The organism is Psychrobacter immobilis (assembly GCF_904846225.1).
GTDB classification, from domain to species: domain Bacteria; phylum Pseudomonadota; class Gammaproteobacteria; order Pseudomonadales; family Moraxellaceae; genus Psychrobacter; species Psychrobacter immobilis_F.
On the sequence record NZ_CAJGZJ010000006.1, the window covers coordinates 1 to 23379 of the forward strand.

The 23379-nt window shown below is 43.8% G+C and carries 19 protein-coding genes and 1 riboswitch; of the genes, 13 read left to right on the forward strand and 6 right to left on the reverse strand.

What is annotated here, in order from left to right; translation table 11 throughout:
• Nucleotides 1–1847: ESPR-type extended signal peptide-containing protein (locus JMX48_RS06065; RefSeq protein WP_201535576.1), on the reverse strand; the 1847-nt coding region annotated here is incomplete at its 3' end.
• 213 nt (nt 1848–2060) lie between these two features.
• Nucleotides 2061–3941 (reverse strand): phosphomethylpyrimidine synthase ThiC, encoded by a 1881-nt coding sequence (gene thiC / locus JMX48_RS06070; protein ID WP_227687930.1) that lies wholly within the window; start codon nt 3939–3941, stop codon nt 2061–2063.
• A gap of 396 nt (nt 3942–4337) precedes the next feature.
• Nucleotides 4338–4472: riboswitch (TPP riboswitch) on the reverse strand.
• A 255-nt stretch (nt 4473–4727) separates the two neighbouring features.
• Between thiC and pstS the strand changes: the two genes are divergently transcribed.
• The 5 genes from pstS to phoU all read left to right on the forward strand — a co-directional run bounded on the left by pstS (nt 4728) and on the right by phoU (nt 10009).
• Nucleotides 4728–5906, forward strand: a complete 1179-nt coding sequence (pstS, locus tag JMX48_RS06075) for a phosphate ABC transporter substrate-binding protein PstS (RefSeq protein WP_201535579.1) — start codon at nt 4728–4730, stop codon at nt 5904–5906.
• Between the two features lie 219 nt (nt 5907–6125).
• Entirely contained in the window at nt 6126–7079 is a 954-nt protein-coding gene (gene pstC / locus JMX48_RS06080; RefSeq protein ID WP_201535581.1) for a phosphate ABC transporter permease subunit PstC, read from the forward strand.
• A 186-nt stretch (nt 7080–7265) separates the two neighbouring features.
• Complete coding sequence (pstA, locus tag JMX48_RS06085) at nt 7266–8051, forward strand: phosphate ABC transporter permease PstA (RefSeq protein ID WP_227687931.1); 786 nt, start codon at nt 7266–7268, stop codon at nt 8049–8051.
• A gap of 286 nt (nt 8052–8337) precedes the next feature.
• Nucleotides 8338–9096, forward strand: a complete 759-nt coding sequence (gene pstB, locus JMX48_RS06090) for a phosphate ABC transporter ATP-binding protein PstB (protein WP_227687932.1) — start codon at nt 8338–8340, stop codon at nt 9094–9096.
• A gap of 118 nt (nt 9097–9214) precedes the next feature.
• Nucleotides 9215–10009 (forward strand): phosphate signaling complex protein PhoU, encoded by a 795-nt coding sequence (gene phoU, locus JMX48_RS06095; RefSeq protein WP_201535583.1) that lies wholly within the window; start codon nt 9215–9217, stop codon nt 10007–10009.
• Nucleotides 10010–10281: 272 nt separating this feature from the next.
• Here the strand turns inward: phoU and JMX48_RS06100 are convergent, their stop codons facing one another.
• Complete coding sequence (locus JMX48_RS06100) at nt 10282–10572, reverse strand: oxidative damage protection protein (RefSeq protein ID WP_201535585.1); 291 nt, start codon at nt 10570–10572, stop codon at nt 10282–10284.
• Between the two features lie 22 nt (nt 10573–10594).
• Nucleotides 10595–11968: an argininosuccinate lyase gene (argH, locus tag JMX48_RS06105; RefSeq protein WP_201535851.1), complete on the reverse strand. Its 1374-nt coding sequence runs from the start codon at nt 11966–11968 to the stop codon at nt 10595–10597.
• A gap of 110 nt (nt 11969–12078) precedes the next feature.
• Here argH and JMX48_RS06110 point away from each other — a divergent pair, with 110 nt between their 5' ends.
• The 6 genes from JMX48_RS06110 to JMX48_RS06135 all read left to right on the forward strand — a co-directional run bounded on the left by JMX48_RS06110 (nt 12079) and on the right by JMX48_RS06135 (nt 18169).
• Nucleotides 12079–13230 (forward strand): sensor histidine kinase, encoded by a 1152-nt coding sequence (locus JMX48_RS06110; RefSeq protein ID WP_201535587.1) that lies wholly within the window; start codon nt 12079–12081, stop codon nt 13228–13230.
• A 250-nt stretch (nt 13231–13480) separates the two neighbouring features.
• Nucleotides 13481–14218, forward strand: coding sequence for a LytR/AlgR family response regulator transcription factor (locus JMX48_RS06115; protein WP_201535589.1), 738 nt, complete (start codon nt 13481–13483; stop codon nt 14216–14218).
• Nucleotides 14219–14467: 249 nt separating this feature from the next.
• Complete coding sequence (gene hemC, locus JMX48_RS06120) at nt 14468–15502, forward strand: hydroxymethylbilane synthase (RefSeq protein WP_201535591.1); 1035 nt, start codon at nt 14468–14470, stop codon at nt 15500–15502.
• 90 nt (nt 15503–15592) lie between these two features.
• Nucleotides 15593–16570 (forward strand): uroporphyrinogen-III synthase, encoded by a 978-nt coding sequence (locus tag JMX48_RS06125; protein ID WP_227687922.1) that lies wholly within the window; start codon nt 15593–15595, stop codon nt 16568–16570.
• A 67-nt stretch (nt 16571–16637) separates the two neighbouring features.
• Nucleotides 16638–17618 (forward strand): hypothetical protein, encoded by a 981-nt coding sequence (locus JMX48_RS06130; protein ID WP_201535597.1) that lies wholly within the window; start codon nt 16638–16640, stop codon nt 17616–17618.
• 59 nt (nt 17619–17677) lie between these two features.
• The gene (locus JMX48_RS06135) at nt 17678–18169 is read left to right on the forward strand and encodes an acyl-CoA thioesterase (RefSeq protein ID WP_201535600.1); all 492 of its coding nucleotides are present in this window, start codon (nt 17678–17680) and stop codon (nt 18167–18169) included.
• A 314-nt stretch (nt 18170–18483) separates the two neighbouring features.
• On the opposite strand, the gene ribBA is transcribed toward JMX48_RS06135, so the two are convergent.
• Nucleotides 18484–19596: a bifunctional 3,4-dihydroxy-2-butanone-4-phosphate synthase/GTP cyclohydrolase II gene (ribBA, locus tag JMX48_RS06140; protein ID WP_201535603.1), complete on the reverse strand. Its 1113-nt coding sequence runs from the start codon at nt 19594–19596 to the stop codon at nt 18484–18486.
• A gap of 337 nt (nt 19597–19933) precedes the next feature.
• On the reverse strand, nt 19934–21223 hold the full coding sequence (locus JMX48_RS06145) for a replication-associated recombination protein A (RefSeq protein WP_201535605.1): 1290 nt from the start codon (nt 21221–21223) through the stop codon (nt 19934–19936).
• 434 nt (nt 21224–21657) lie between these two features.
• Here JMX48_RS06145 and JMX48_RS06150 point away from each other — a divergent pair, with 434 nt between their 5' ends.
• Nucleotides 21658–22164 (forward strand): type IV secretion protein Rhs, encoded by a 507-nt coding sequence (locus JMX48_RS06150; RefSeq protein WP_201535854.1) that lies wholly within the window; start codon nt 21658–21660, stop codon nt 22162–22164.
• A 70-nt stretch (nt 22165–22234) separates the two neighbouring features.
• Nucleotides 22235–23266 carry a hypothetical protein gene (locus tag JMX48_RS14070; protein ID WP_227687923.1) on the forward strand — a complete coding sequence of 344 codons (1032 nt, stop codon included), beginning with the start codon at nt 22235–22237 and terminating at the stop codon, nt 23264–23266.
• Nucleotides 23267–23379: the final 113 nt, after the last annotated feature.

Sequence of the window (23379 nt, forward strand, 5' to 3'; positions counted from 1 at the left end):
GTTGGCGTTGGCGTTGGCGTTGGCGTTGGCGTTGGCGTTGGCGTTGGCGTTGGCGTTGGCGTTGGCGTTGGCGTTGGTGTCGGCGTTGGTGCTACCATTTTGAGATGGACAGTATTGGCATCACTGTAGTCTGGTACAAAGTCTACCAGCAGGCTATTATCAGTGAAGCTTTTAAATTCACCTACGCGAGTTGTGGCTTTTACAATATCCTTCCACTCATTACTACCAGTCATTTTCGTCACAGCTTCTGAGGCATAAACTTTTAGTTCGCCTTTACTGATGTCAGCCGTACCATTGACTAATAATTTACCATAACTGTCTAAATTACCTTCCTCTTCGACATCAAGAGCTATACCTAGCGAATCATTTGCCGCCATAATATAGTTGCCGTTTAACTTGAGAGTACCCTCTGTAATTAATGTCTCACCAGTCCATTGCTTGCTGTTAGTAGAGAGTTCTAAAGTGCCAGTGCCAACTTTAGCAAACCCTCCCTTAACATTTTCCCAATCTACAGAACCTACATTACCTGTCAATACTGCATTTGGATTAATAGTGACATTATTTTCAATGACATCAATTATCAGACCATTTGAACCAATTTTAATAGGTTGTTTATCTGTAAAGTTGGCAAAAAGATTAGTCTGATCATTTCCAATAGTTAAATCTGCATGATCGAAATAAACATCAGAAAGTGTCGAGTCAACACCGCGCGAAATATTATCAACAGCTAGAAATCCATTATTAACAACCCTTAGAGTCCCTGACCCTTCATTACCAACTATAAGGTTACCAGCATCGACAAGAGCACTATCAATATTGAGCTCGCCGATACCTGTTGTAGTATCACCAATAATGGTATCTTCTGAGATCTCCATTCCAATAGACCAAGCATCATCATCAACATCATAAGTGTTGTTAATGTTTACGATGCCTTTGCCTTCTCCGCCTATTACGAGACGCTCACTATCAATGCTACTCTCAAAAAAGTTTGAGCCGCCATCTAAATTAACAGTACCAACTCCTGTTGTAGCATCTCCCACTGTCATAAGGCTATTTACCGATACACTACCGCCATTTTTAACGTCAAGTGTACCTGTTCCAAATAAACCAACAGCAAGACCGTTATTACCAATGCTAATCGTTGATTTATCGACATTAACTGTACCTACAGAGCCATCGTTATAACCGATACGCATCTGGTCTGCAGTTAATCGAGACTGTTCGGTTACGTTCAAGTTCCCTTGAGTTTCTGCACCGACTAACACTTCATTGGCAATGTTAACTGTGGCGTTGTCAATATCGACATTACCTTTATTACCACCTTGGGCATTGGGCTCTTGATTACCAATCCAAAGATTATCTGCAGTAACTGAACCATTGCTTTTTACCAATAAATTACCACTACCGTCGTTCTGTCCAATGAGTATACCTTTTGCATTGAAAGAACTACCTTGGCCAGATACTTCAATGGTGGCATTGCCTACCACACCAGTAATGTCATTGACAGTAACAGTGCCTTTATTATTAATAGATAGCTCTGAGGGCTGTCCTGCTTCTGTTTTTTCCAAAATTAGTTTATTGACTCCTAGTTCAGTTCCTTCTTTGCTAACCGTATCGTTTTCAACAAAATATACATCATCATTTATAGTGGTCGTCTGACCATTATCATAAGTAACGGCCATCGCTGTCCCTGACAATCCCATCATCGCAATAGCAATTGGTGTAAGCAAAAGCTTGGTTGCTACTTGAGATTTGCCAGAAGACTTACCACGAGATTTGGCAAGCTCAGACACACACTGATAAACACCTAGAGAATGGTTAAACACAACACGATAGACATGGTTCATACATATACCTTGATAATGGGCGATGAGGACATAACAATTGCTTATAAAGTTACGAGTATATTACTCTAAGTAATGGTTTTGTCTATCTATTTTTACACAAATGTTTATATATAGAATTTTGGATATAAGTTAGTGATTTTATTACTCACAAAAAAAGCTCGAACCGAATAATTAGGTTCGAGCTTTGTTATAACTATCTATAGGTTATAAAGCCTACATCTCTTTAATTATATTACCAGTATCGATTAGATCGCCCGTTTTGGGTGTGACTTTGCCGCTAACCAGTTTTTTATTGGCGACATCTTTGTCCAGTCCTGCCGCATACTCACGAACGTTTTGTGTGATTTTCATCGAACAAAATTTCGGTCCACACATAGAGCAAAAGTGGGCTGATTTGTGTGCGTCTTTTGGCAGGGTTTCGTCATGAAATTCACGCGCCGTATCAGGATCGAGCGCCAGATTGAATTGATCATCCCAGCGGAACTCAAATCGTGCTTTGGATAGCGCATTATCTCGCGCTTGCGCACCTGGATGGCCTTTGGCAAGGTCAGCCGCATGGGCAGCAATCTTATAAGTGATGATACCGTCTTTGACATCTTTTTTATTGGGCAGACCCAAATGCTCTTTTGGCGTGACATAACAGAGCATCGCGGTGCCAAACCAGCCAATCATCGCCGCGCCAATAGCGCTAGTAATATGGTCATAGCCGGGAGCGATATCAGTCGTCAATGGCCCCAAAGTATAAAACGGCGCATCGGCGCAAAGCTCAAGCTGCAAGTCCATATTTTCTTTAATACGGTTCATCGCTACGTGCCCAGGTCCTTCGACCATCACCTGTACATCGTGTTGCCACGCGATTTGAGTGAGCTCGCCGAGGGTTTTTAGCTCAGCAAATTGCGCTTCATCATTGGCATCTTGCAGACAGCCGGGACGCAGACCATCGCCTAAACTAAATGCTACGTCGTACTGCTTCATAATCTCGCAAATGTCTGCAAAATGGCTATACAAAAAGTTCTCTTGTTGATGCACCAAACACCACTGCGCCATGATAGAGCCACCTCGCGAGACAATTCCTGTCAAGCGTCCAGCCGTCATGGGCACATAATCTAGCAGCACGCCTGCGTGAATGGTGAAGTAATCAACCCCTTGTTCTGCCTGTTCAATCAGCGTATCGCGATAAATTTCCCACGTAAGATCCTCTGCCACGCCATCTACTTTTTCGAGCGCTTGGTAAATGGGCACCGTACCAATCGGCACCGGCGAGTTACGAATTAGCCATTCGCGCGTTTCGTGAATATGGTTGCCCGTGGATAAATCCATGATGTTATCAGCACCCCAACGTGTCGCCCACGTCATTTTGGAGACTTCTTCATCAATAGATGAACCCAGTGCTGAGTTACCAATATTGGCATTGATTTTCACTAAGAAATTACGCCCGATAATCATGGGTTCAGATTCAGGATGATTGACGTTATTGGGAATAATGGCGCGACCTGCCGCTACTTCACTGCGCACAAATTCAGGGGTAATAACGGACGGGGTATTTGCCCCAAAATTTTCACCATCATGTTGACGCATATCCGTCAGCTCATGCTGCTTTTGTGTCTCACGAATGGCGATATATTCCATCTCAGGGGTGATAATACCGCGACGGGCGTAGTGCATTTGGGTGATGTTGCCTGTCTGACCAGCGCGTGCTTTGGCGCGGCGTGGCTTATCAATATGGGCGAATCTTAAATTAGCAGTACTGATATCGCGAGCACGAGCTTGACCGTAGGTGCTTGACAAACCGTGTAGTTGTTCGGTATCGCCACGCTCTGCAATCCAGCCTTCACGCAGTTTAGGTAAACCACGGGTCAAGTCAATCTCGACATCAGGATCGGTATAAACGCCTGAGGTGTCATAAACGTAAAAAGGCGAGTTCTGCTCCCAGTCATTTTCAGAGATTCCTTGCACAGGAGTAGGGTCAAGGATGATTTCGCGCATCGGTACTTGAATGTCAGGACGTGAGCCTTCGATATAGACTTTACGAGAGGCGGGGAGGATACGATGTAGGTCGCGAGCGTCTTCTTCAAAACGTGCGTCACTTGCCATGCGATGAGCAGGCGTTTTTAGCGCCTCTGATTTTTTGTCTGCTTTACTGCTGGCTGCATCAGTCGTCTTTGGGAGAACAGGCGTGTCGCTATCTGGGATAGTGGCTTGGGATTTCTGTACGTGTAACGTTGTCTGAATATTTGAAGGTTTCATATGCTGTCCTAGCGTGTTGGTTTTTGAATAAAATCAACACCGCCAGTAGCTGCGGGGGTAAGGCTATGAGGTATAAACAAATGCAATCATAAGACAAACGCACGCTCAAAATTAAACGTAGTGAGTCATTCTTCAATGATGGCTGGGCACAACTTATTATTAGGACGGTACACCTGCAAACAAAATGTTGGTAGATGTTGGCACTAATAATAAGGCATTTCTGCGCGCCCTTTGTACATATAAAACATAGTCTTAAGACTTCCCTGCGTCGGTACTAACCGCATCAGGTTCGGCGGGTGATCTCTCAGCGAATGCATCAAGGCCGCTACTTTAATAAATAAAGCAGGCCAATAATACACCGCACCCCGAGTCTGTCAGTGTTGTAAATCAACTTCATACTAGCAAAGTTCTACACTAACGGCTAATGATATTTAGTGATAAGTATCGTACTCAAAAGATGACAGCTTTATATATGTCGTTTATAAATAGGTATTTTAAGAAAAAAATTCATGTCGTCGGTTCAAAATAAAAGATTCATTCATTGTCATGAAACTGTCATAAAAACTTGTCAATATAGCTCGCATGTCACAAACAATATCTTTTTGTATCGTTGTTAAACTTTAGGAGTCTTACATGCGTTATTCGTTATTAGCAGTGGCCGTCAGCTGTACATTAGTACTTACGGCATGTAATAAATCGACCGATACAACAGAGCCAGCTGCTGATACGAGCAGTAGCGCCGCCGCAACCACCGAAACCACTGGCGCTGCAACGACCAGTACAGCCCCTGCAGCTGCCACAGGTTTTAAATCTGCTGAAAACATTGCCATGAATATCACTGGCGCAGGCGCTTCGTTCCCGCAGCCTATCTATGCCAAATGGTCTGCCGATTATAATGCAGCCACTGGTGGTCAGGTCAACTATCAATCAATCGGTTCTTCTGGTGGTATCAAACAAATTCAATCAAAAACAGTCGATTTTGGTGCCTCTGATGCGCCTATGACGCCTGAAGAGCTGGATGCAGCGGGTCTTATTCAGTTCCCGACGGTTATCGGCGGCGTCGTACCAATTGTTAACATCGACGGTATCGAGCCAGGCGCGTTGAAATTGGACGGTGAAACGTTAGCCAATATCTACTTGGGTAAAATCAGCAAATGGAATGATCCTGCTATCACAGCGATGAATCCAGATTTGAAACTACCTGATGCTGCTATTACGACGGTTTTCCGCTCAGACGGTTCAGGCACGACCTTTAACTTCACCGATTATTTGGCGAAAGTGTCAACGGATTGGAAAGATACGGTCGGTGTTGATAAAACCGTTAAATGGCCAACGTCTGCAACTGGTGCTGGCGGTAAAGGCAACGAGGGCGTTTCAAGTTACGTCAATCGTATGAAAAACTCTATCGGTTATGTTGAGTATGCCTACGCCAAGCAAAACAACATGTCACACACCGCGCTGAAAAATGCGGCGGGCAACATTGTTCAGCCATCTGCGGAAACCTTTGCAGCGGCAGGTGATATCGATTGGTCAAAACAAGAAGGCTTTTATAAAGTCATCACCAACTCTGGAACGGCTCAAGCATGGCCTATTGCTGCTGCTACTTTCATCTTAGTACATAAGCAACCAGAGAATCCTCAGCAAGTGGCTGGCGTATTGAACTTCTTTGATTGGGCTTATACCCAAGGTGATGATGACGCGATGGCATTGGATTATGTGCCTTTCTCAGATACCGCAGTGGCGTTATTCAAAACAAAATGGAATGACGTGAAGGGCAGTGATGGACAGCCTGTCTATAAGCCTGCACAGTAACCTGTTTATGGTAGCGCCTGTTTAATTGCTCTACCGTTATCCTCTCAAATCACTATTCTCCGGTAGTGATTTGAGAGGTTTTATCACAGCAAATTTAATCGTTATTCGGATAGATTTTATTGATAAATATATCCGATGATACTTTTGACGTTTGTTGTCATAAAACCTACGTAATACTCCTGATCTTTTGACTTGATCCTATTCAATGCTGAGACACTTATGAATGACTTAAGGTCCCAATTGGCCAAACAAAGACGTTACGATACGCTGTTTGTCAATGCAACTAAGGCTTTTGCCATACTGGTACTGTTATCTTTAGGCGGTATTTTAGTCTCCTTAATCGTCGGCGCGTGGCCGAGCATTCAAACATTTGGTCTTGGCTTTTATACCAGTAATAATTGGGATACTGTCGGCAATGAGTACGGTGCGTTAGCGCCTATCTATGGCACGTTGGTGACGTCATTTATTGCGATTATGATTGCCGTGCCAGTCAGTTTTGGTATCGCGATATTTTTAACTGAGATGTGCCCAAAATTCCTAAAAAAACCATTGGGTATCGCCATTGAGCTGTTGGCAGGGATTCCTTCTATTATTTATGGTATGTGGGGATTGTTTGTCTTTGCGCCTTTCTTTGGCGATCACATTCAGCCATGGTTTATCGAACACGTGGGACCTTTACCGATTATCGGCAAGCTATTTACTGGCGCGCCAATGGGACTGGGTATGTTCACCGCCTCATTGGTGCTTGCCATTATGATTATTCCTTTTATCGCTGCCACCATGCGCGATGTCTTTTCTGTTGTGCCTGACTTATTAAAAGAGTCGGCTTACGGTATGGGTGCAACGACATGGGAAGTCATGTTTAAGATTATCCTGCCTTATACCAAAGCGGGTGTCGTCGGCGGTGTGATTTTGGGACTGGGTCGTGCACTGGGCGAAACGATGGCAGTGACTTTCTTAATTGGTAACGCCTTTAATATTAGCCCAAGTCTGTTTACCTCTGGCGTGACGATTACTTCAGCCTTAGCCAATGAATTCGCTGAAGCATCGAGTGAGCTACATCTGGCCTCCTTACTACATTTAGGCTTAATCCTATTTGTCATTACCTTCATTGTGTTATCCCTTGCCAAGCTGATGCTGATGCGCATGGACAATAAAGCGGGCAACCGATAGTCATTCGTGCGCCTTGGGAAGTTTTAAGCGTTGTCGGTATTGACAAAAAAACGGGACACAAATTTTATGCTTTCTAACAATACAATCAATGCGCCACTGCCGGTTAAGACAGGTTTTGAAGGTCGTTATAACCGAAGTCTTTATAACAAGCGCCGCTGGGCCAATAAGCTTGGTCTTGGTTTTGCGATGTCGGCGATGATTTTTGGTTTGTTTTGGCTGTTTTGGATTTTGTTTACGCTGTTTGTCGAAGGTTTCCAAGGTATCGTACAGTTGCCAGTATTTACGGCTGATACCCCGCCGCCCATGAGCGCAGGCGGTTTACGTAATGCCATTGTTGGTTCGATAATGTTGGCATTTTCTGGACTGTTTATTGGTGCTCCTATAGGCCTTATGACGGGTATTTATTTATCTGAATTCTCACAAGGCAGTATGCTTGGCAAAGTGACGCGCTTCTTAAACGACATTTTATTATCTGCTCCATCGATTGTGATTGGTCTCTTTATTTATGCGCTGATGGTAAAAGGTCAAAGCTTCTCTGGTTGGGCAGGCGCGTTGGCATTAGCACTGATTGTCATTCCGGTGGTCGTACGTACCACAGAAAATATGCTCAATCTGGTGCCCAATAGCATTCGTGAAGCCGCGTATGCACTCGGTACGCCCAAATGGAAAATGGTGACGCAAGTGACTATTAAGGCGGCCAAAGCGGGCCTCACCACTGGGGTATTATTGGCCTTTGCCAGAATCACTGGTGAGACAGCGCCGTTGCTATTTACCGCGCTGAACAATCAGTATTTTAGTACAGACATGAGTCAACCCATTGCCAACTTACCCAATACCATCTATCAGTTTGCGATGAGTCCTTATGAGAATTGGCACACACTAGCGTGGGCTGCTGCACTCCTGATCACAACCTCTGTATTGGTATTAAATATTTTGGCTAGATTCATTGGTAGTAGAGGTCAGGCAAAATAAAGGCTGACAACAGAACACATGACACCAAGTATTTACTTGAACTGATATGAATTTTAATTGAGCTGGGTTGGATAACACTATGAATGACGTCATAAGCAAAACTCGTAAAAAAACGACAGCTGATCGTTTCAATGAGACCGTGAGCAATGAGATCGTGAGCAATGAAACAGCAGGCAATAAAGCAAAAGGCAATCTATTGAATAGAACGATGTCTACTAGCAAACAAATGGAACAACCAGATATTGCCACTTTGACCAAACAAACGCTTCATGACATTCCTAGAAATATGCCTGATGCAAAAATGCAGATTCGTGATTTAAGTTTTTATTATGGTGACTTTCAAGCGTTAAAAAATATCAACATTGATATTCCTGATAAAAAAGTGACCGCCTTTATCGGCCCTTCAGGGTGCGGAAAATCCACGCTATTGCGTACGTTTAACCGTATGTATGATCTATATCCAGGTATGCGTGCCGAAGGTAATATCAACCTTGATGGTAAAAACATCTTGGACAAAGACATGGATGTGAACTTACTGCGCGCGCAAGTAGGGATGGTTTTTCAGAAGCCCACACCGTTTCCGATGTCCATTTATGACAATGTCGCTTTTGGTGTACGTCTCTATGAAAAAATGAGCAAAGCCGAGCTTGATAACCGTGTGGAATGGGCATTAAAGAAAGCAGCATTGTGGCCAGAAGTAAAAGACAAACTAAAAGCCTCTGGATTGTCTTTATCAGGCGGACAACAGCAGCGTCTTTGTATCGCGCGCAGTGTCGCAACCAAGCCTGAGGTTTTGCTACTTGATGAGCCGACCTCAGCACTCGATCCCATCTCGACGGGCGCTATCGAAGATTTGATTGAAGACTTAAAAAACGACTATACCATCGCGATTGTCACCCATAATATGCAACAAGCAGCACGGGTATCGGACTATACGGTCTATATGTATTTAGGTGACATGATTGAGATGGGTGAGACGGATCAGATATTTACCAAGCCGAATCAAAAAGCGACGGAAGACTATATTACTGGTCGTTATGGCTAACGATGAGATTTGAGCAGGCATGTGATGCTCGATACGTCTAATGATATCTGATGAGTCGCTGCATTGGCTCAAAAAGCACACCGCCTTATTACCATATAGATTTTAGGGAATACCTCTTATGCAAAGCGAAAAGCATATCTCAAAAAGCTTCGATCAAGATCTCGATGAAGCCATCCGTCTGTTTTTATACATGGGTGACAGCGCTGCCAACCAAGTTGCCAAAGCCATTCATGCGCTTATCGATAAGGATGAGACGCTCGCAAAAGAGGTCATCGATATGGACTTCGAGATCAATCGAATGGAGGTAGAGCTGGACGAACATATCTTGTTATTGGTCGCCAAACGCCAGCCCGCTGCCAGTGATTTGCGCTTGGTGATGTCCATCAGCAAAGGGGTGGTTGATCTAGAACGCATCGGCGATGAAGCGGTCAAAATTGCTCAAATGGCCAAAAAAATCGCCGTACAAGGTAAGTCATCTTACGGTTATGCCGAAGTACAACACCTTAGCAACCAAGTTCGTCTCATGCTGCATAATGCGCTAGAAGCTTTTAGCCAATCAAATGCTGAGCAAGCGTTTGAAGTCATGCGCAATGACGATATGGTCAACGATGAGTACCAATCGGCCATTCGTGCTTTGATGACTTATATCATGGAAGATTCGCGGCACGTCTCAAAAGTGATTAACATTATGTGGGTATTGCGCGCGCTTGAGCGCATTGGCGATCATGCCCAAAACGTGGCTGAGTTGGTGATCAATTACATTAGCGGTCAAGATGTGCGGCATTCGGATTATGCACAGGTCGAAAAAGCCGTGCAAGAAGCCAATGACCGTATGGCAGCCCGTCAGGTCAGTACCTTACCAGCCAGCATATTAGCGACTGATTTTGAATCATCAGATAATGATAAAGGGTAAAAACATCTCGTTGGTGTTTTTATCACAATTATTTTTATATAGTCAGGGAAAAGTAATATCGATACATTACTCACTGCTGGAATCAATTTTTCTGGCTTGCTGTGCCTGCGCAGACAGAGGCTGCAAAACACTCATTAAAAAACATGGATTCCAGCGGTACCGTAGCGTTTTTAAAGTATTTTGACGATAGCAATTATCTTGAGTACAATAAAAAAACGCGCTATAGCAATATAGCGCGTTTTTTATGAATAGCAGAAAATAAAAAGCGATAATTAGCCTTCTGGTGTCCAGCCTTGTGCACGCTCATAATCTTCGTTATCTAAGAACTTATCACGTTGTTCAGTCAAGAAGGTTTTGGCCTTAGGATCCATCATGCTCAAGTGATTTTCGTTAATCAGCATGGTCTGATGCTCAAGCCATTCTTTCCATGCTTTTTCAGATACCGTTTCTTGCAGCTCTTGACCTTTTTTGTTAGGGAAGGGCGGATGCGGCATTTTTGGCAATTCTTGCTGATATTTACGGCAAAACACGGTATTGGCTTGCGGATTAAATGTCTCAGTCATAAAACGTTCCTTATTTATTATATTAAGCAAAAGCTTTTAAGCGTGCACGACCATTGACCACGGCTTGTTTCACTTGGTTGGGTGCCGTACCGCCTAAATGGTCACGGGCAGCCAATGAGCCTTCTAGTGTTAGATAATCAAAGACATCATCACCGATGGCATCGCTAAACTGTTTTAGCTGTGCCAAAGACAAATCGCTCAAATCAACGCCTTCTTTGATTCCTAAAGCGACCGCATTGCCGACCACTTCATGTGCATCACGGAACGCCACGCCATTGCGTACCAAATAATCTGCCAAGTCAGTGGCAGTTGCATAACCTTTCATGGTAGCGGCGCGCATATTTTCTTTATTTGGCGTGATATTCGGTAGCATGTCGGCAAAAGCCAGTAGCGAACCTGTCAATGTATCCACGCAATCAAAGAGGGGTTCTTTGTCTTCTTGGTTGTCTTTATTGTAAGCAAGTGGTTGGCTTTTCATTAGACTAAGCAAGGTCATCAGTTGACCAAATACGCGTGCCGCTTTACCGCGTACCAATTCTGGCACGTCAGGGTTTTTCTTTTGCGGCATAATAGATGAGCCAGTACAGAAGCGATCTGGTATCTGTACAAAATTAAACTGCGCTGACATCCAAAGAATGATTTCTTCACTCATGCGCGACATATGCATCATGAGAATAGAGGCCGCTGAGGTGAATTCAATCGCAAAATCACGGTCTGAAACCGCATCTAGTGAATTTTGACAGATACCTTCGAAACCCAGCAGCTCAGCGGTAATCGTCCGATCAATCGGAAAAGTCGTACCAGCGAGCGCTGCGCTACCAAGCGGCATCTGATTGATACGGCGGCGCGCATCGACCAAACGTTCGGTATCACGATACAACATCTCAAACCATGCCATGACGTGATGACCAAAGCTCACAGGCTGCGCGGTTTGTAGATGGGTAAAGCCTGGCATAATGGTATCGGTATGTTGTTCAGCCAAATTAAGCAAACCGCTTTGTAAGCGTACCAACAAGGCAATAATGTTGTCCGTCTCTTCACGCAACCAAAGACGAATATCGGTGGCGACCTGATCGTTACGACTACGCCCTGTATGTAGTTTTTTGCCGACCGCACCTATCATATCAGTGAGGCGTGATTCGACGTTCATATGCACGTCTTCAAGTGCAATTGACCAGTTAAACTCACCCGCTTCGATTTCGCGCAACACTTGCTGAAGACCATCGACGATAGTGGCCACTTCATCAGTCGTTAAAATATCACACTTTCCAAGCATGGTTGCATGAGCAATGGAGCCTTGAATGTCATGACGGGCAAAACGTTGATCGAAACCAACTGACGCAGTAAAAGCGGCAACGAAACTGTCGGTCGCTTCACTAAATCGTCCGCCCCACATCTGCTGACCCTGACTGCTGGTCGGGCTGTTTTTTGCCGCGTTGTTTATAGAAGTATCTGTGCTAGAATCAGAAATAGATGAATTCATATTCGATTCGGGATTACTAGGGTTTGAAAAATTGGCGTTCATATCGGTACAAGACAAGTCAAGAGAATGAGAACTCAAGTATAGCAAAGGATGAGGTTGCCTTACTAGCGGAGCGCTTAGAGTTTTTTATTCCCAAGCTTATGGAGATGCTAAAGCCTTGGCAGTGGCTATTGTACGTCTTTTTTTGGTCACTGTGCCTGACTGCAATTGAGCGTCATGGTCTAGCAACTTGGTCAGATTTTCTAATCAATTTTTTGTGTAGATGGATTCAAAACACCTTAATCGCTATTCCTTCATTGTATTTGGTAGATTATCTGCGGCCTCGCTTCAAACATGCCACTATATCGAGTGTGAGCGTACGTATCGTACTGTTGCTGATGTTTGCCTCCGTTATATCCATGACTTTAACTATGCTAATCATGGTTAATATGGGCTGGATGGAATATAGTTTACAAGGATTTATGTTTGATTTGCTGTTCGATACGTTAATCACTGGTGGCTTTACGGTTGTGTTTTTATTGTATTTTTTGCATAACTACCGTGAGCTAAATGCCCTTAAGTTATCGTTTGAGTATAAGCTAACCGCGCAAAATGACTTGATAAAATCTCGTTTGGCTCCGCATTTTTTCTTTAATACCATTAATACGCTGGTGTCACTTATCGAGTCCAATCCAGCAAAAGCGTCTTCTCTATTACAGCACGCTTCCGCGCTGTTCCGTGCTAGTTTTACAGGGCCGCATGAGATTAGCTTTGAAGAAGAAATTGCACTTTGTGAGCATTATTTAGCGATTGAATCCAGCCGTTTGGCGGATAAGCTTGATGTGAGTTGGGAGTTGCCTGACGAAGATGTCATGTATGACATGGTTATCACCGCCTTAACGTTACAAAGCGTGCTAGAAAAAATGCTGATTCATGTGGTTGAGATGACCACCGAAACTATCCATATCCATATTAAAGTAACGTGGCAGCAGCATCGAATTGTTATTACCATCGGTGTTGAGCTTCCTAAAAAAACACTCATAATCAATCATGATTTGCGTCATCAGATGAATTTTGATATTCAAGCTGAGCGTTTGCGTGCTTATTTTGGTCACAGCGCTGAGATCAATAGTGTCGTGACCAGCGCCCAAATTGTCACTACTATAGACTATCCTCTGCATGACGTTGGCTTATAACTTATTGTCTGGCACACTGACTTTTCGATGTTCTTCTTTAAATAAATAATCATGGCATATTTATTGCTTTATATTAATGGCATATTTATTGCTTTATATTAAATGTAGTAAACTTATTAATAATAGAGTTATATTGATTGTGATATAAATTAATAACTTATTAAATATTCAGTTTTTTATTACAAGTGGTTGGTAATGGCTGCTAACACGATTAAAAACATATTAAGTCTGTCCTAAGACGGGAGTTTGCATGCGTATTGTAGTTTGTGATGATGAGCCGTTGGCGCGTGAGCGTTTGGTCAGAATTGTAAAAGAGTCAGGTCATGAGGTCGTTGCTCAAGCCACAACAGGTTCAGAAGCCATTATTGCGGTAAAAAGCCAGCAGCCAGATATTATCTTATTAGACATTCGTATGCCTGAGATGGATGGCGTGCGCTGTGCTCAGGAGCTTGCTAAACTTGAGCATCCGCCAGCGATTATATTTGTTACCGCTTATGACCATTATGCGATAGCCGCTCTCAAGGCCAGCGCTATTGGCTATTTATTGAAACCTGCCAATAAAGATGAGTTGGTCGAGGCGTTGAATAAAGCGAAAAATCTAAACGCAGCGCAGTTAAATGAGATCCGTAAGCTTGAAAACCCAACCGCTCGGCCCGTACGCGAACACATTGCGGCTCGTACTCATCGAGGCGTTGAGCTCATTAAGTTCAAAGATATTTATTATTTTACGGCCGATCAAAAATACGTCAAAGTGCGTCACAAAGAAGGTATCGTGTTGATTGATGAGACTCTAAAAGAGCTTGAGCAAGAGTTCGGAGATAAACTCTTCCGTGTACATCGCAATGCAATTATTAATCTCAGTTTTTTAGATTTTTTAGAAACGTTGGATGCAGGGCAGTATCAGATACGCTTTAAAGGCATTACTGAGACATTGGCGGTGAGCCGTCGTCACTTGCCAGCGTTACGTGATAAAATTCAAAGCATGTAACTTTTGATGCTTATAACGAAATAATCATCCCATATCATCAAACCCTTATTTATGCTTAAATGGGGGTATTTTTTTGCGTTAGCATTTACGATCAATGGTTGATATCGCCTATTTTCTTTGGCAAATCTACCGTATTTTTAGGTACTGATAGTTGAGTGCTGACGTTTAATTACTAATATTCAAGTACTAACGTTTAAGTACTAATATTTGAGTGCTAACATTATATTATCGAACTTATCGAGATACTTTATGAGCAATTTGCAGCAACCTGCTTTGACTACCTTAACGATTGCCACGCGACAGAGCCCTTTGGCATTATGGCAAGCTGAGCATATTCGTGCTCGTCTACTAGAGATGTATCCTCAGTTGACGATTCACTTGCTAAAAATTGTCACTAAAGGTGACAAGATTTTGGACACACCTTTGGCCAAAATCGGTGGTAAGGGTTTGTTCGTCAAAGAGCTTGAGCAAGCTCTCTATGCCAAACAAGCCGATATCGCGGTGCATTCATTAAAAGATGTGCCGATGCAGCTGCCTGAAGGCTTGGCGCTTGGTGTCTATTGCAAACGTGCCTCACCAACCGATGCTTTTGTCTCTAATACTTACCATAGTATTGATGAGTTGCCACAAGGGGCCGTCGTTGGAACGTCAAGTTTGCGCCGTCAATGTCAAATCAAAGCCTATCGCCCCGATTTACAAATCAAGACCTTGCGTGGCAATGTGGGCACCCGTTTGGGTAAGTTGGATGCAGGCGAGTATGACGCTATCATCCTAGCGACCAGCGGATTGCAGCGCATTGAGCTGGACGAGCGCATACGTGGCGAGCTTGAGATTGATACGTGCTTGCCTGCGGTTGGACAGGGGGCGCTAGCGATTGAATGCCGTGAAGACGATGCTGACGTATTGAAGCTACTCGCGCCACTTAACGATGACAAAGCTCGTATTCGTCTCATCGCAGAGCGCGCGCTAAACCGTCATTTAGACGGTGGTTGTCAGGTTCCGATTGCTGCCTATGCTGTTTTACAAATGGCTGATGAAACAGGTGCCAATAATGACCATAATGGTGACAATGGCAATAACGATGATGGCAATGTGTTATGGCTACGTGGACGCGTGGGTCAATCAGATGGCAGCGAGCTATTAAAAGCAGAAAAACGAGTCACTTTGGTTGGTGCGCAAGACGAGCAAGAAGCACAGGCCAATCAACTGGGTATTGATGTTGCAAATATACTACTTGCTGATGGTGCTGGTGATATTTTATCTGCGATTTATCATCCTGAATAACGCATAAAATATTACAGTTACAGAGCAATCATTGCCTATATTGGTCTAATGATTCAGCCAATTTTATAAGCCTTTTGTCATGGTATGTCTATGTCATCGTCAGCTCAATATAATGCCACGGGTAAAAACCAACCCACGGACAAGTCTGTATCAGCGTCGCGAGTGGTTATCAACACGCGACCAGTAGAGCGCGCAGTCTCATTGACAAACTATTTACAAAAAGCTGGACTGACAGTGGTTGAGATGCCAATGTTGACGCTACAATCGCGGCCAACGACAGACAATGACATGGCACTGATGCGCCAATGGTTGACAGGTGATTACAAGGCGCTTGTTATCGTCAGTCCAACGGCGGCGGCTTCTGGTTTGGCGATTTGGCAGTCACTAGCGCATCAGCTTAAAGCAAAGGCCAATACTGATAAACAAGCGCAGATAGACCTTGAGGCTTTAGAAATACCAAGCCCTATCATTGCGGTTGGTGAGGCAACTGCTGCTGTACTGAATCATGCTGAGTTAAATACGGCAAACTATCAAATACGCCAGCCTGAAATTGCCAATAACGAAGGTATGCTAGCAATGCCTGAGATTGAAAGTCTGCAAGCAGGGGATAAAATATTGATATGGCGGGGACTTGGTGGGCGACGATTATTGGTCGATGCATTACAGGCGCGCGGTGTCCATATCGACAGTATTGCTTGGTATGAGCGCACCATGCCTATTGATGCGGCGACTCAATATCGACAGTGGTTACAAGCGTTTCTGACGTACAAGGCCATGCAAGATAGCACTCCATTAGAGCAGTCAAAGCCAATTGTTGTCATCAGTAGCGGTACAGCCTTCGAGCATTGGGCAACTATCGTAAAAGAAGTACGGGCAGAAACTTTGCAGGCGCAGTCAGATGATTTGTTAGCGAGCGCTATGGATAGCCCGATGGGACTCACTTTGTCAGACTTTACCTATATAGTATTGGGTGAGCGCTTAGCCAACCTAGTTGCTGAGCAACAATTAAGCTACTGGCGTGTGGATGATTTGGCACCAGAAACCATCCTTGCTGCTATCAGCTCGTAAACTTGATATTCATCCTCAACGGATTCGCTGTAAATATGTCCAAAATTATCAATAACGGTACTGCCTTATGTCAATGAATTCTGAATCGTTATCTAAGGATCCTTCTGCTGTACAGCAGCGCAGGCAGGCAACGGTGTTTTTGCTTCGTTTGCAGTGGTTGGTTATTCTATTACTAATCGCCGCATTATTATGGTTATATATTAGTCAACAGCGTTTTCAACATAACGTTAACGAGCGCTTGCAAAGTAATGAGCAGGTCGTTAGTCGATTGAATGAGATGGATGATCGCTTGTTTGCGGTGAGTCAGCAGCCTTTGTCAGCGCCTAACACCGCCGATAGTAACCAAGCCCAAAATCAGTTAGATCTATTGCGTATTCAGACACGAGCTGCGGATCGATTGTTGGCAGATAATAACAATGGTGCAGCGATAGACTTGTTGCGCGGTCTGCATTGGCAGCTTTCACAAAGCAGTAATGAGATTGCCCCAGCGCTTACTATCGTTATCAAGCAAGGTTTGATTAAAGATATTGAACGCTTGCAGGCAAAAAGCGCTCAGCCCAGTCCTTGGCAGCTACAAAATCTCGCCATTCAAAATATTCAAGATTTCTTGCATAGCCATGAACGGGCTACGAATGCGAATGCGCCGATTAAAGCCACCGATAATAATACGGGTCTAACGCGTAGACAGCTTGCGATTCACGAAGTCATCATGACCTTGAATCTCGCGAATCAAGCCAGCAATATGCGTGAGCGAGAGCAATTGATTGATTATCTGCAACAAGCGCGCAAACAGCTGCTGACCCTAGTACCGGAACAATCAACGCCAAAAACATCAACGCCAAAACAAGCCACCATTAATAATAATGCAAAAACCTCTCGTCCAGCGTTGACCGCCAAAACAAAAACGTCTGATGAGGACAGTTTATCAACCAAATCATCTCCTACTGATCTTCGAGAAGTCATAGAGTCGTTAGACCAACTGATTGCCAATGCGCCAAAAGCCACGGCATTGCTCACCACTCAAATTTTGGAAAAACCTCAACGCTAATGGCGGTTGCGCTAAAAACTTAAAAGACTTATGCATATAAAAATAAGAGAAACCAAGTTATGGATCGTTTCAAACAAACCTTGAACCCAACCTCTGATAGGTTAGAAGAGTACTGCCCTGACGAATTGGCACATTATCCCATTATTCATCATCAGCCCATACATTGGGGTGAAATGGATGCCTTTAATCACTTAAACAACGTGGTCTACTATCGTTATTCTGAGTCAGCGCGTATTGGCTATTTGCAAGCTTTGGGGATGTTCGATGGGAGTATGATAACGGTATTGGCTCAATCAAGCTGCCAGTATTTACGCCCCGTGACTTATCCTGACACGTTGTTGCTAGGCGTGCGCTGTCAGCGTTTGGGCAATACCAGTATCGTGATGGAGTATAGTTACTACAGTACTGCACAAAAAGTCGTCGTCGCGACGGCTGAAGCTGTCGTGGTGCGTTTAGCCAGCAATGGCAAAGATAAGCTGCCTTGGACACAAGAAGAACGTGAACGGTTGCTCGCATTAGAGGCAAAGTTTGATCATATATCTAAGTTGTGAAACTCTCGCTGACTTAATGAGTCGACAGTATTTATAAAAACTTGGGTATCGTGTTATATAGGTAGAGAACAATAAAATCACTACAGTACTACTGGAGTGAATTTTCGAAGCCTCTGTCAGCAACGACACAGCAAGCGAGAAAAATTTATACCAGTAGTATCTGACTATGAATGTATCGATTTAACTTTTCGTTGACTATAGCAATAAAAAAGGCACGCTAATATTAGATTAGCGTGCCTTTTTCTATGACTTATTTTTTCTATGAATCGTTTTTTCTATGACTTGTTTTTTTGAATCAATTGCTTAGCGAATTATCAGTCTTGCTGCGGCGCATGAACGAAATCAACCACATTTAGATCAAAGCCCGATAATGCATAAAACTTCATCGGTGATGATAGTAAGCGCATATCACGAACGCCAAGATGACGTAATATCTGTGCGCCCACACCGATACTACGATATGGCTGCTGCGTAATCGTCGATAGTGACTGATTGTTTGAGGCTTTATCTAACGCATCTCCCAGATCAACAGGTTGATGACTACCAACCCAGACCAAGACGCCGCGATCTGAAGCACTGATCTCTTGCAGTGCTGATTGTACGCTCCAGCCACCGCGACCCGTCATATCATTTTTAGCAGCAAATAAATCACGCAATGGATGGAACCCGTGTACGCGTACCGTACTGACGCCTTCGCTCACATCACCTTTGACCAACGCTAAATGCGTTTCTTCAGCGCCAAACTCACGAAAGCGATGCAAGGTAAAAGTACCATACTCCGTTTCAAACGGATGGGTTTCGATCTCTTCTACTGTTTGCTCGTTGGCGATACGGTAGTTGATGAGATCAGCAATCGTACCCATTTTGATGTTGTGTTCTTTGGCAAATATCTCAAGATCATCTCGGCGTGCCATCGTGCCATCAGCATTAATGATCTCTACAATCACTGCGGCAGGCTCTAGCCCTGCGAGGCGTGATAAATCGCAACCCGCTTCTGTATGGCCTGCACGGTGAAGGACACCGCCGTTTTGTGCCATAATTGGAAAAATATGCCCAGGCTGTACGATGTCTTCTGGCTTGGCTGAAGAAGACACGGCTGCTTGAATCGTACGCGCCCGATCCGCAGCAGAGATACCAGTGGTAACGCCTTCTGCGGCCTCAATAGACACCGTGAAATTGGTGCTAAATTTAGCTTCATTGCGATCTGACATCAGCGGCAATGCCAACTGTTGGCAACGCGCTTGCGATAGGGTTAAGCATACCAAGCCACGTGCATGGGTAATCATAAAGTTAATATCTTCAGGGCGGACATGGGTTGCTGCCATGATGATATCGCCTTCGTTTTCGCGGTCTTCATCATCCATCAAGATGACCATTTTGCCAGCACGAATGTCTTCGATAATCTCAGGAATCGTATTTAAACTCATAGTAAGTCTCGGTATTTTATTATTAATAAATAGATGTGATTTGGAATATAAAATGTTATCTGCTTATTGTAGCAGTAGATAGCGCAATGCGCTGTTGTGGTTGAGCAAAGCGCGCTGTACTCGAATAAAATAATTGAAGCTATTATAAAAGCTATCCACTCATGGCTTCTACATATCATTATGGTGACATTTTAACGCTTTTTGCCTCAGTGTGCTGCCTCAAAGCTAAACTATAACGCTTAGTCTCTCAAATATAGAGTTAAATATTATCAATATTCGGTAGTGGCAGTCTCTAAGCAATCGCTTTGGGCAGCCAGTCATTATCAATCAGTCATTATCAATCATTACTGGCCGCTTGGCTTTTTAGCCAATCCATAAACTGCTTACTGTGTTGCTCTCGCTGATTGTCCGCAAACTCGTAAAAGCTTGTCTCTATTAAGTTGTCTGGTAAATAACTTTGAGGATAATAGTGATTGGGATAATCGTGCGGATAGTTATAGTCTCGACCGTAACCTTGATTGCGCATTAGCTTGGTCACGCCATTACGCAAATGTAGCGGAACGGGTGATGCGTCTTTTTCTGCCAATGCCATCGCTGCATTGATGGCTTTATAAGTGCTGTTGCTTTTGGCACTGGTCGCTAAGTAGACCACCACTTGTCCTAAAATGATGCGTGCTTCTGGCATACCAATCGATTGCACACTGCGTAATGCTGCATCAGCAAGGAGTAGCGCATTGGGATTGGCATTGCCGATATCTTCACTGGCCAAAATAACCAAACGCCGCGCGATAAAATCGGCAGGCTCGCCACCAACCAGCATCCGCGCCATCCAATACAGCGCGGCATCTGGATCTGAGCCACGTACCGACTTTATCATGGCCGAAACGATATCATAATGCTGCTCGCCATCTTTATCGTAACGCACTAACGCTGTCTGCGCTACTCGAGCCACCAGTTCATCATCAATGATAATCGGTGATTGCTTGGTATCAGCCGTTTGAATGGCAAGCTCTAATATATTCAGTGCTTTTCTCGCATCGCCATGCGCCAATTGGCTGATGGTATCTTGAGCCTGTAAATCGATGGTCAGTTTTTGCAGCACGCTATCTTCCAAGATGGCCCGCTGCAATACCGCGCTGATTTGCTCAGGTGTCAAAGGCTCTAAACGATACACTTGGCAACGTGATAACAGCGCATTATTGACACTGAATGAAGGATTCTCCGTGGTAGCACCAATCAAGGTAATATCCCCAGACTCCACAGCGCCCAATAACGCATCCTGCTGGGCTTTATTAAACCGGTGAATCTCATCGATGAATACCACAGGCGACTCAAAGCTTAGCGAATCTTTGCTGTCTAATACTTCACGCAATTGTTTAACACCAGTATTGAGAGCCGACAGCGCATGAAAAGGTCTGCCAACCGCATCGGCCAATAACATCGCAATGGTGGTTTTACCGATACCTGCTTCACCATGCAATATAATTGAGGACAAATGCCCTTGTTCTACCAACCGTCGTAAGGGCGCGCCAGCTGATAATAAATGCGCTTGACCAATAATAGCATCAAGTGTAGTCGGGCGCATACGCTGAGCAAGTGGGGTGTCGGCATGAAAATTAGGCGGCATAAGACTCTCTATTGATAAATTTAAAAGCGATCTGTTGGATACAAATACAGGGATTGAAAGATTTTTATAGCCAATCTAAATAATGGCACACTACTATACATTTATCATTTTCATTGCCGTTGGGCGCTTTTACTTGTTTGGCATGATTCTCGCAGCAATTTTACAATGACAATGAATATTAGACATTCATAGTAATTAGACATTCATAGTAGAAGTAGGCTAATTTATAAGAATGCTGCTGGTTAGTTTTCATTAACGTACTAGGCTAACGCAAAAACATGTTAATGAAAGCTAACTAAGCGTATAGCTTATGTCCTTAAGACTTTAGTTTTCACAATTCATCTATATTAATAGTTTAATCGTATCGACAAGAGCAGTTGATCAAGCATCACTTCTCAGAAGTAAACGATCAAATATAAGGTATTACATTGATGATGTCTGAGCCAAATTTCAAGCGCTTCTTTAATCGACATGTGCGTAGCAGCTCAAAGCAGCAGTCGCGTTATCTGACGGCTGGAGAGATAACTCTGGCGCGTTCGGTGTTCGGTGACAGTATCCATCTCGATGAGGTTCGGCTAAAGACCACTTGGTGGGTACTAAAAAACTATGCGGTCAGCCCCAATGGCAATATTTACTTTCATCCAGCAGATTGGATTGTGGATTTTAGTGCCGCATCCCTTAGTAAACAAAGCTGGCTAATACATGAGCTAACCCATGTATGGCAGTTACAGCAAGGATTAAACGTTGTACGTGGCGCGGTTATCAATCGACGCTATGATTATGTGCTCAAGACAGGCAAATCATTTTTTAAGTACGGTATCGAGCAGCAAGCACGTATGGTACAGGATTATTTTGTGCGTCGTCAGCGTGGACAAGACTGCCAAGATTTAGAAACCTGCATTCCATTTCTAAGTCTAAAGTCTGCGGACAAAACGACGTAAAAAATTGGCAATGAGCTGCGTCGATCATGTTATTTGTTAAAATTTTGCCTTAATAAGGATATGTATTCTCATGTTTAAATTTTTGCCAGCGACGTTTGCTATTGACGCAAGCCATCAAGCCAGTACAGAGGTGATTTCTAAAACGCCTATGAAACAAAAGATTAATCCGCTACATCAATCGTCAACCTTGCTTATAGCAACGCTCACTGGCGTACTATTTTTGACTGGCTGTCAGCAGCAATCAGAAACACCGCCCGTGACAAAGGATACTCAACCTACCGAAAAGACCAGTGCTGAAGATAGCCAGCCGATGCAGCAAAGTGATTCGGCAGCGGCACGTATTGAACAATTTCAGCCTATATATCTCGCGCAAGTACAAGGATTGCAGCGCCGCTTACAAGCAGAGTATGAGTCTTTGCAAGCTGCTGATGCCTCAGACAGTGAAAATTCACTACTGTCAAATGACACAGTTGACGAGACCAGTGATGCTAGTAGCATAAATACTAGTAATATTGATACTAGTAATACAAATAATAATGACGAAATGGCGGGGAGTGATGGCGAGTCCATCACCGCTTCTAATAACATGAATGCCAATCAAGCAGCAGATGTCACTGCTACAGAGGGCGAAACTGACCCTGCTATTGAGGGCGACATCAATACCAGTACGGAAGTGGGCGAGCGTGATTTGACCGTGTTAAAGCGCATCAGTCTTGAGCCGCGTAAACCCACCATGCTGACGGACGATCAAATTATTGACCGCTACCAGCAAGCGATGGATGCGCTGTACCAGCCTGTGACGACACCGCTTGGTACAGAAGACGTTGAGACCTTAATTGATGTAGCGACTTTAGTGCCGCAGTTATTTGAACATGCAGAGATCGCTGGGCGAGTGAGTGCCAAGAGTCCTGCGCTGGCACGATTAATTATTCAACATCAGGTTTGGGAGCAGATACAAGCTCAGCAAATTATTGATATGCAGCAAATGAAAGTAAACCAGCACGAAGAGTTTGAAACGCTCATGGGTAAATTTAATGACACGATTAAAGGGTATGACGAGCAAATCGCCAAGTACGAACAGACATTGAGAACCTTTCAATAGTTAGGCAAGATAATATATTGAACAGATTATAACGATTTTTTATTATCCGTAAGCGATCAGAGACGTTTAATTCACTGCATTAAAGCAATAATAAAAAGAAAAGTAAGACCATA

Bases quoted from the DNA above. Each gene is read 5' to 3' on its own strand.
- JMX48_RS06125 (WP_227687922.1), top strand. From the start codon at position 15,593: ATGTCATCGTCAGCTCAATATAATGCCACGGGTAAAAACCAACCCACG.
- pstS (WP_201535579.1), top strand. From the start codon at position 4,728: ATGCGTTATTCGTTATTAGCAGTGGCCGTCAGCTGTACATTAGTACTT.
- pstB (WP_227687932.1), top strand. From the start codon at position 8,338: ATGCCTGATGCAAAAATGCAGATTCGTGATTTAAGTTTTTATTATGGT.
- JMX48_RS14070 (WP_227687923.1), top strand. From the start codon at position 22,235: ATGTTTAAATTTTTGCCAGCGACGTTTGCTATTGACGCAAGCCATCAA.
- JMX48_RS06130 (WP_201535597.1), top strand. From the start codon at position 16,638: ATGTCAATGAATTCTGAATCGTTATCTAAGGATCCTTCTGCTGTACAG.
- hemC (WP_201535591.1), top strand. From the start codon at position 14,468: ATGAGCAATTTGCAGCAACCTGCTTTGACTACCTTAACGATTGCCACG.
- thiC (WP_227687930.1), bottom strand. From the start codon at position 3,941: ATGGCAAGTGACGCACGTTTTGAAGAAGACGCTCGCGACCTACATCGT.
- JMX48_RS06100 (WP_201535585.1), bottom strand. From the start codon at position 10,572: ATGACTGAGACATTTAATCCGCAAGCCAATACCGTGTTTTGCCGTAAA.
- pstC (WP_201535581.1), top strand. From the start codon at position 6,126: ATGAATGACTTAAGGTCCCAATTGGCCAAACAAAGACGTTACGATACG.
- JMX48_RS06115 (WP_201535589.1), top strand. From the start codon at position 13,481: ATGCGTATTGTAGTTTGTGATGATGAGCCGTTGGCGCGTGAGCGTTTG.
- phoU (WP_201535583.1), top strand. From the start codon at position 9,215: ATGCAAAGCGAAAAGCATATCTCAAAAAGCTTCGATCAAGATCTCGAT.
- ribBA (WP_201535603.1), bottom strand. From the start codon at position 19,596: ATGAGTTTAAATACGATTCCTGAGATTATCGAAGACATTCGTGCTGGC.
- JMX48_RS06135 (WP_201535600.1), top strand. From the start codon at position 17,678: ATGGATCGTTTCAAACAAACCTTGAACCCAACCTCTGATAGGTTAGAA.
- argH (WP_201535851.1), bottom strand. From the start codon at position 11,968: ATGTGGGGCGGACGATTTAGTGAAGCGACCGACAGTTTCGTTGCCGCT.
- JMX48_RS06145 (WP_201535605.1), bottom strand. From the start codon at position 21,223: ATGCCGCCTAATTTTCATGCCGACACCCCACTTGCTCAGCGTATGCGC.
- JMX48_RS06150 (WP_201535854.1), top strand. From the start codon at position 21,658: ATGTCTGAGCCAAATTTCAAGCGCTTCTTTAATCGACATGTGCGTAGC.
- pstA (WP_227687931.1), top strand. From the start codon at position 7,266: ATGTCGGCGATGATTTTTGGTTTGTTTTGGCTGTTTTGGATTTTGTTT.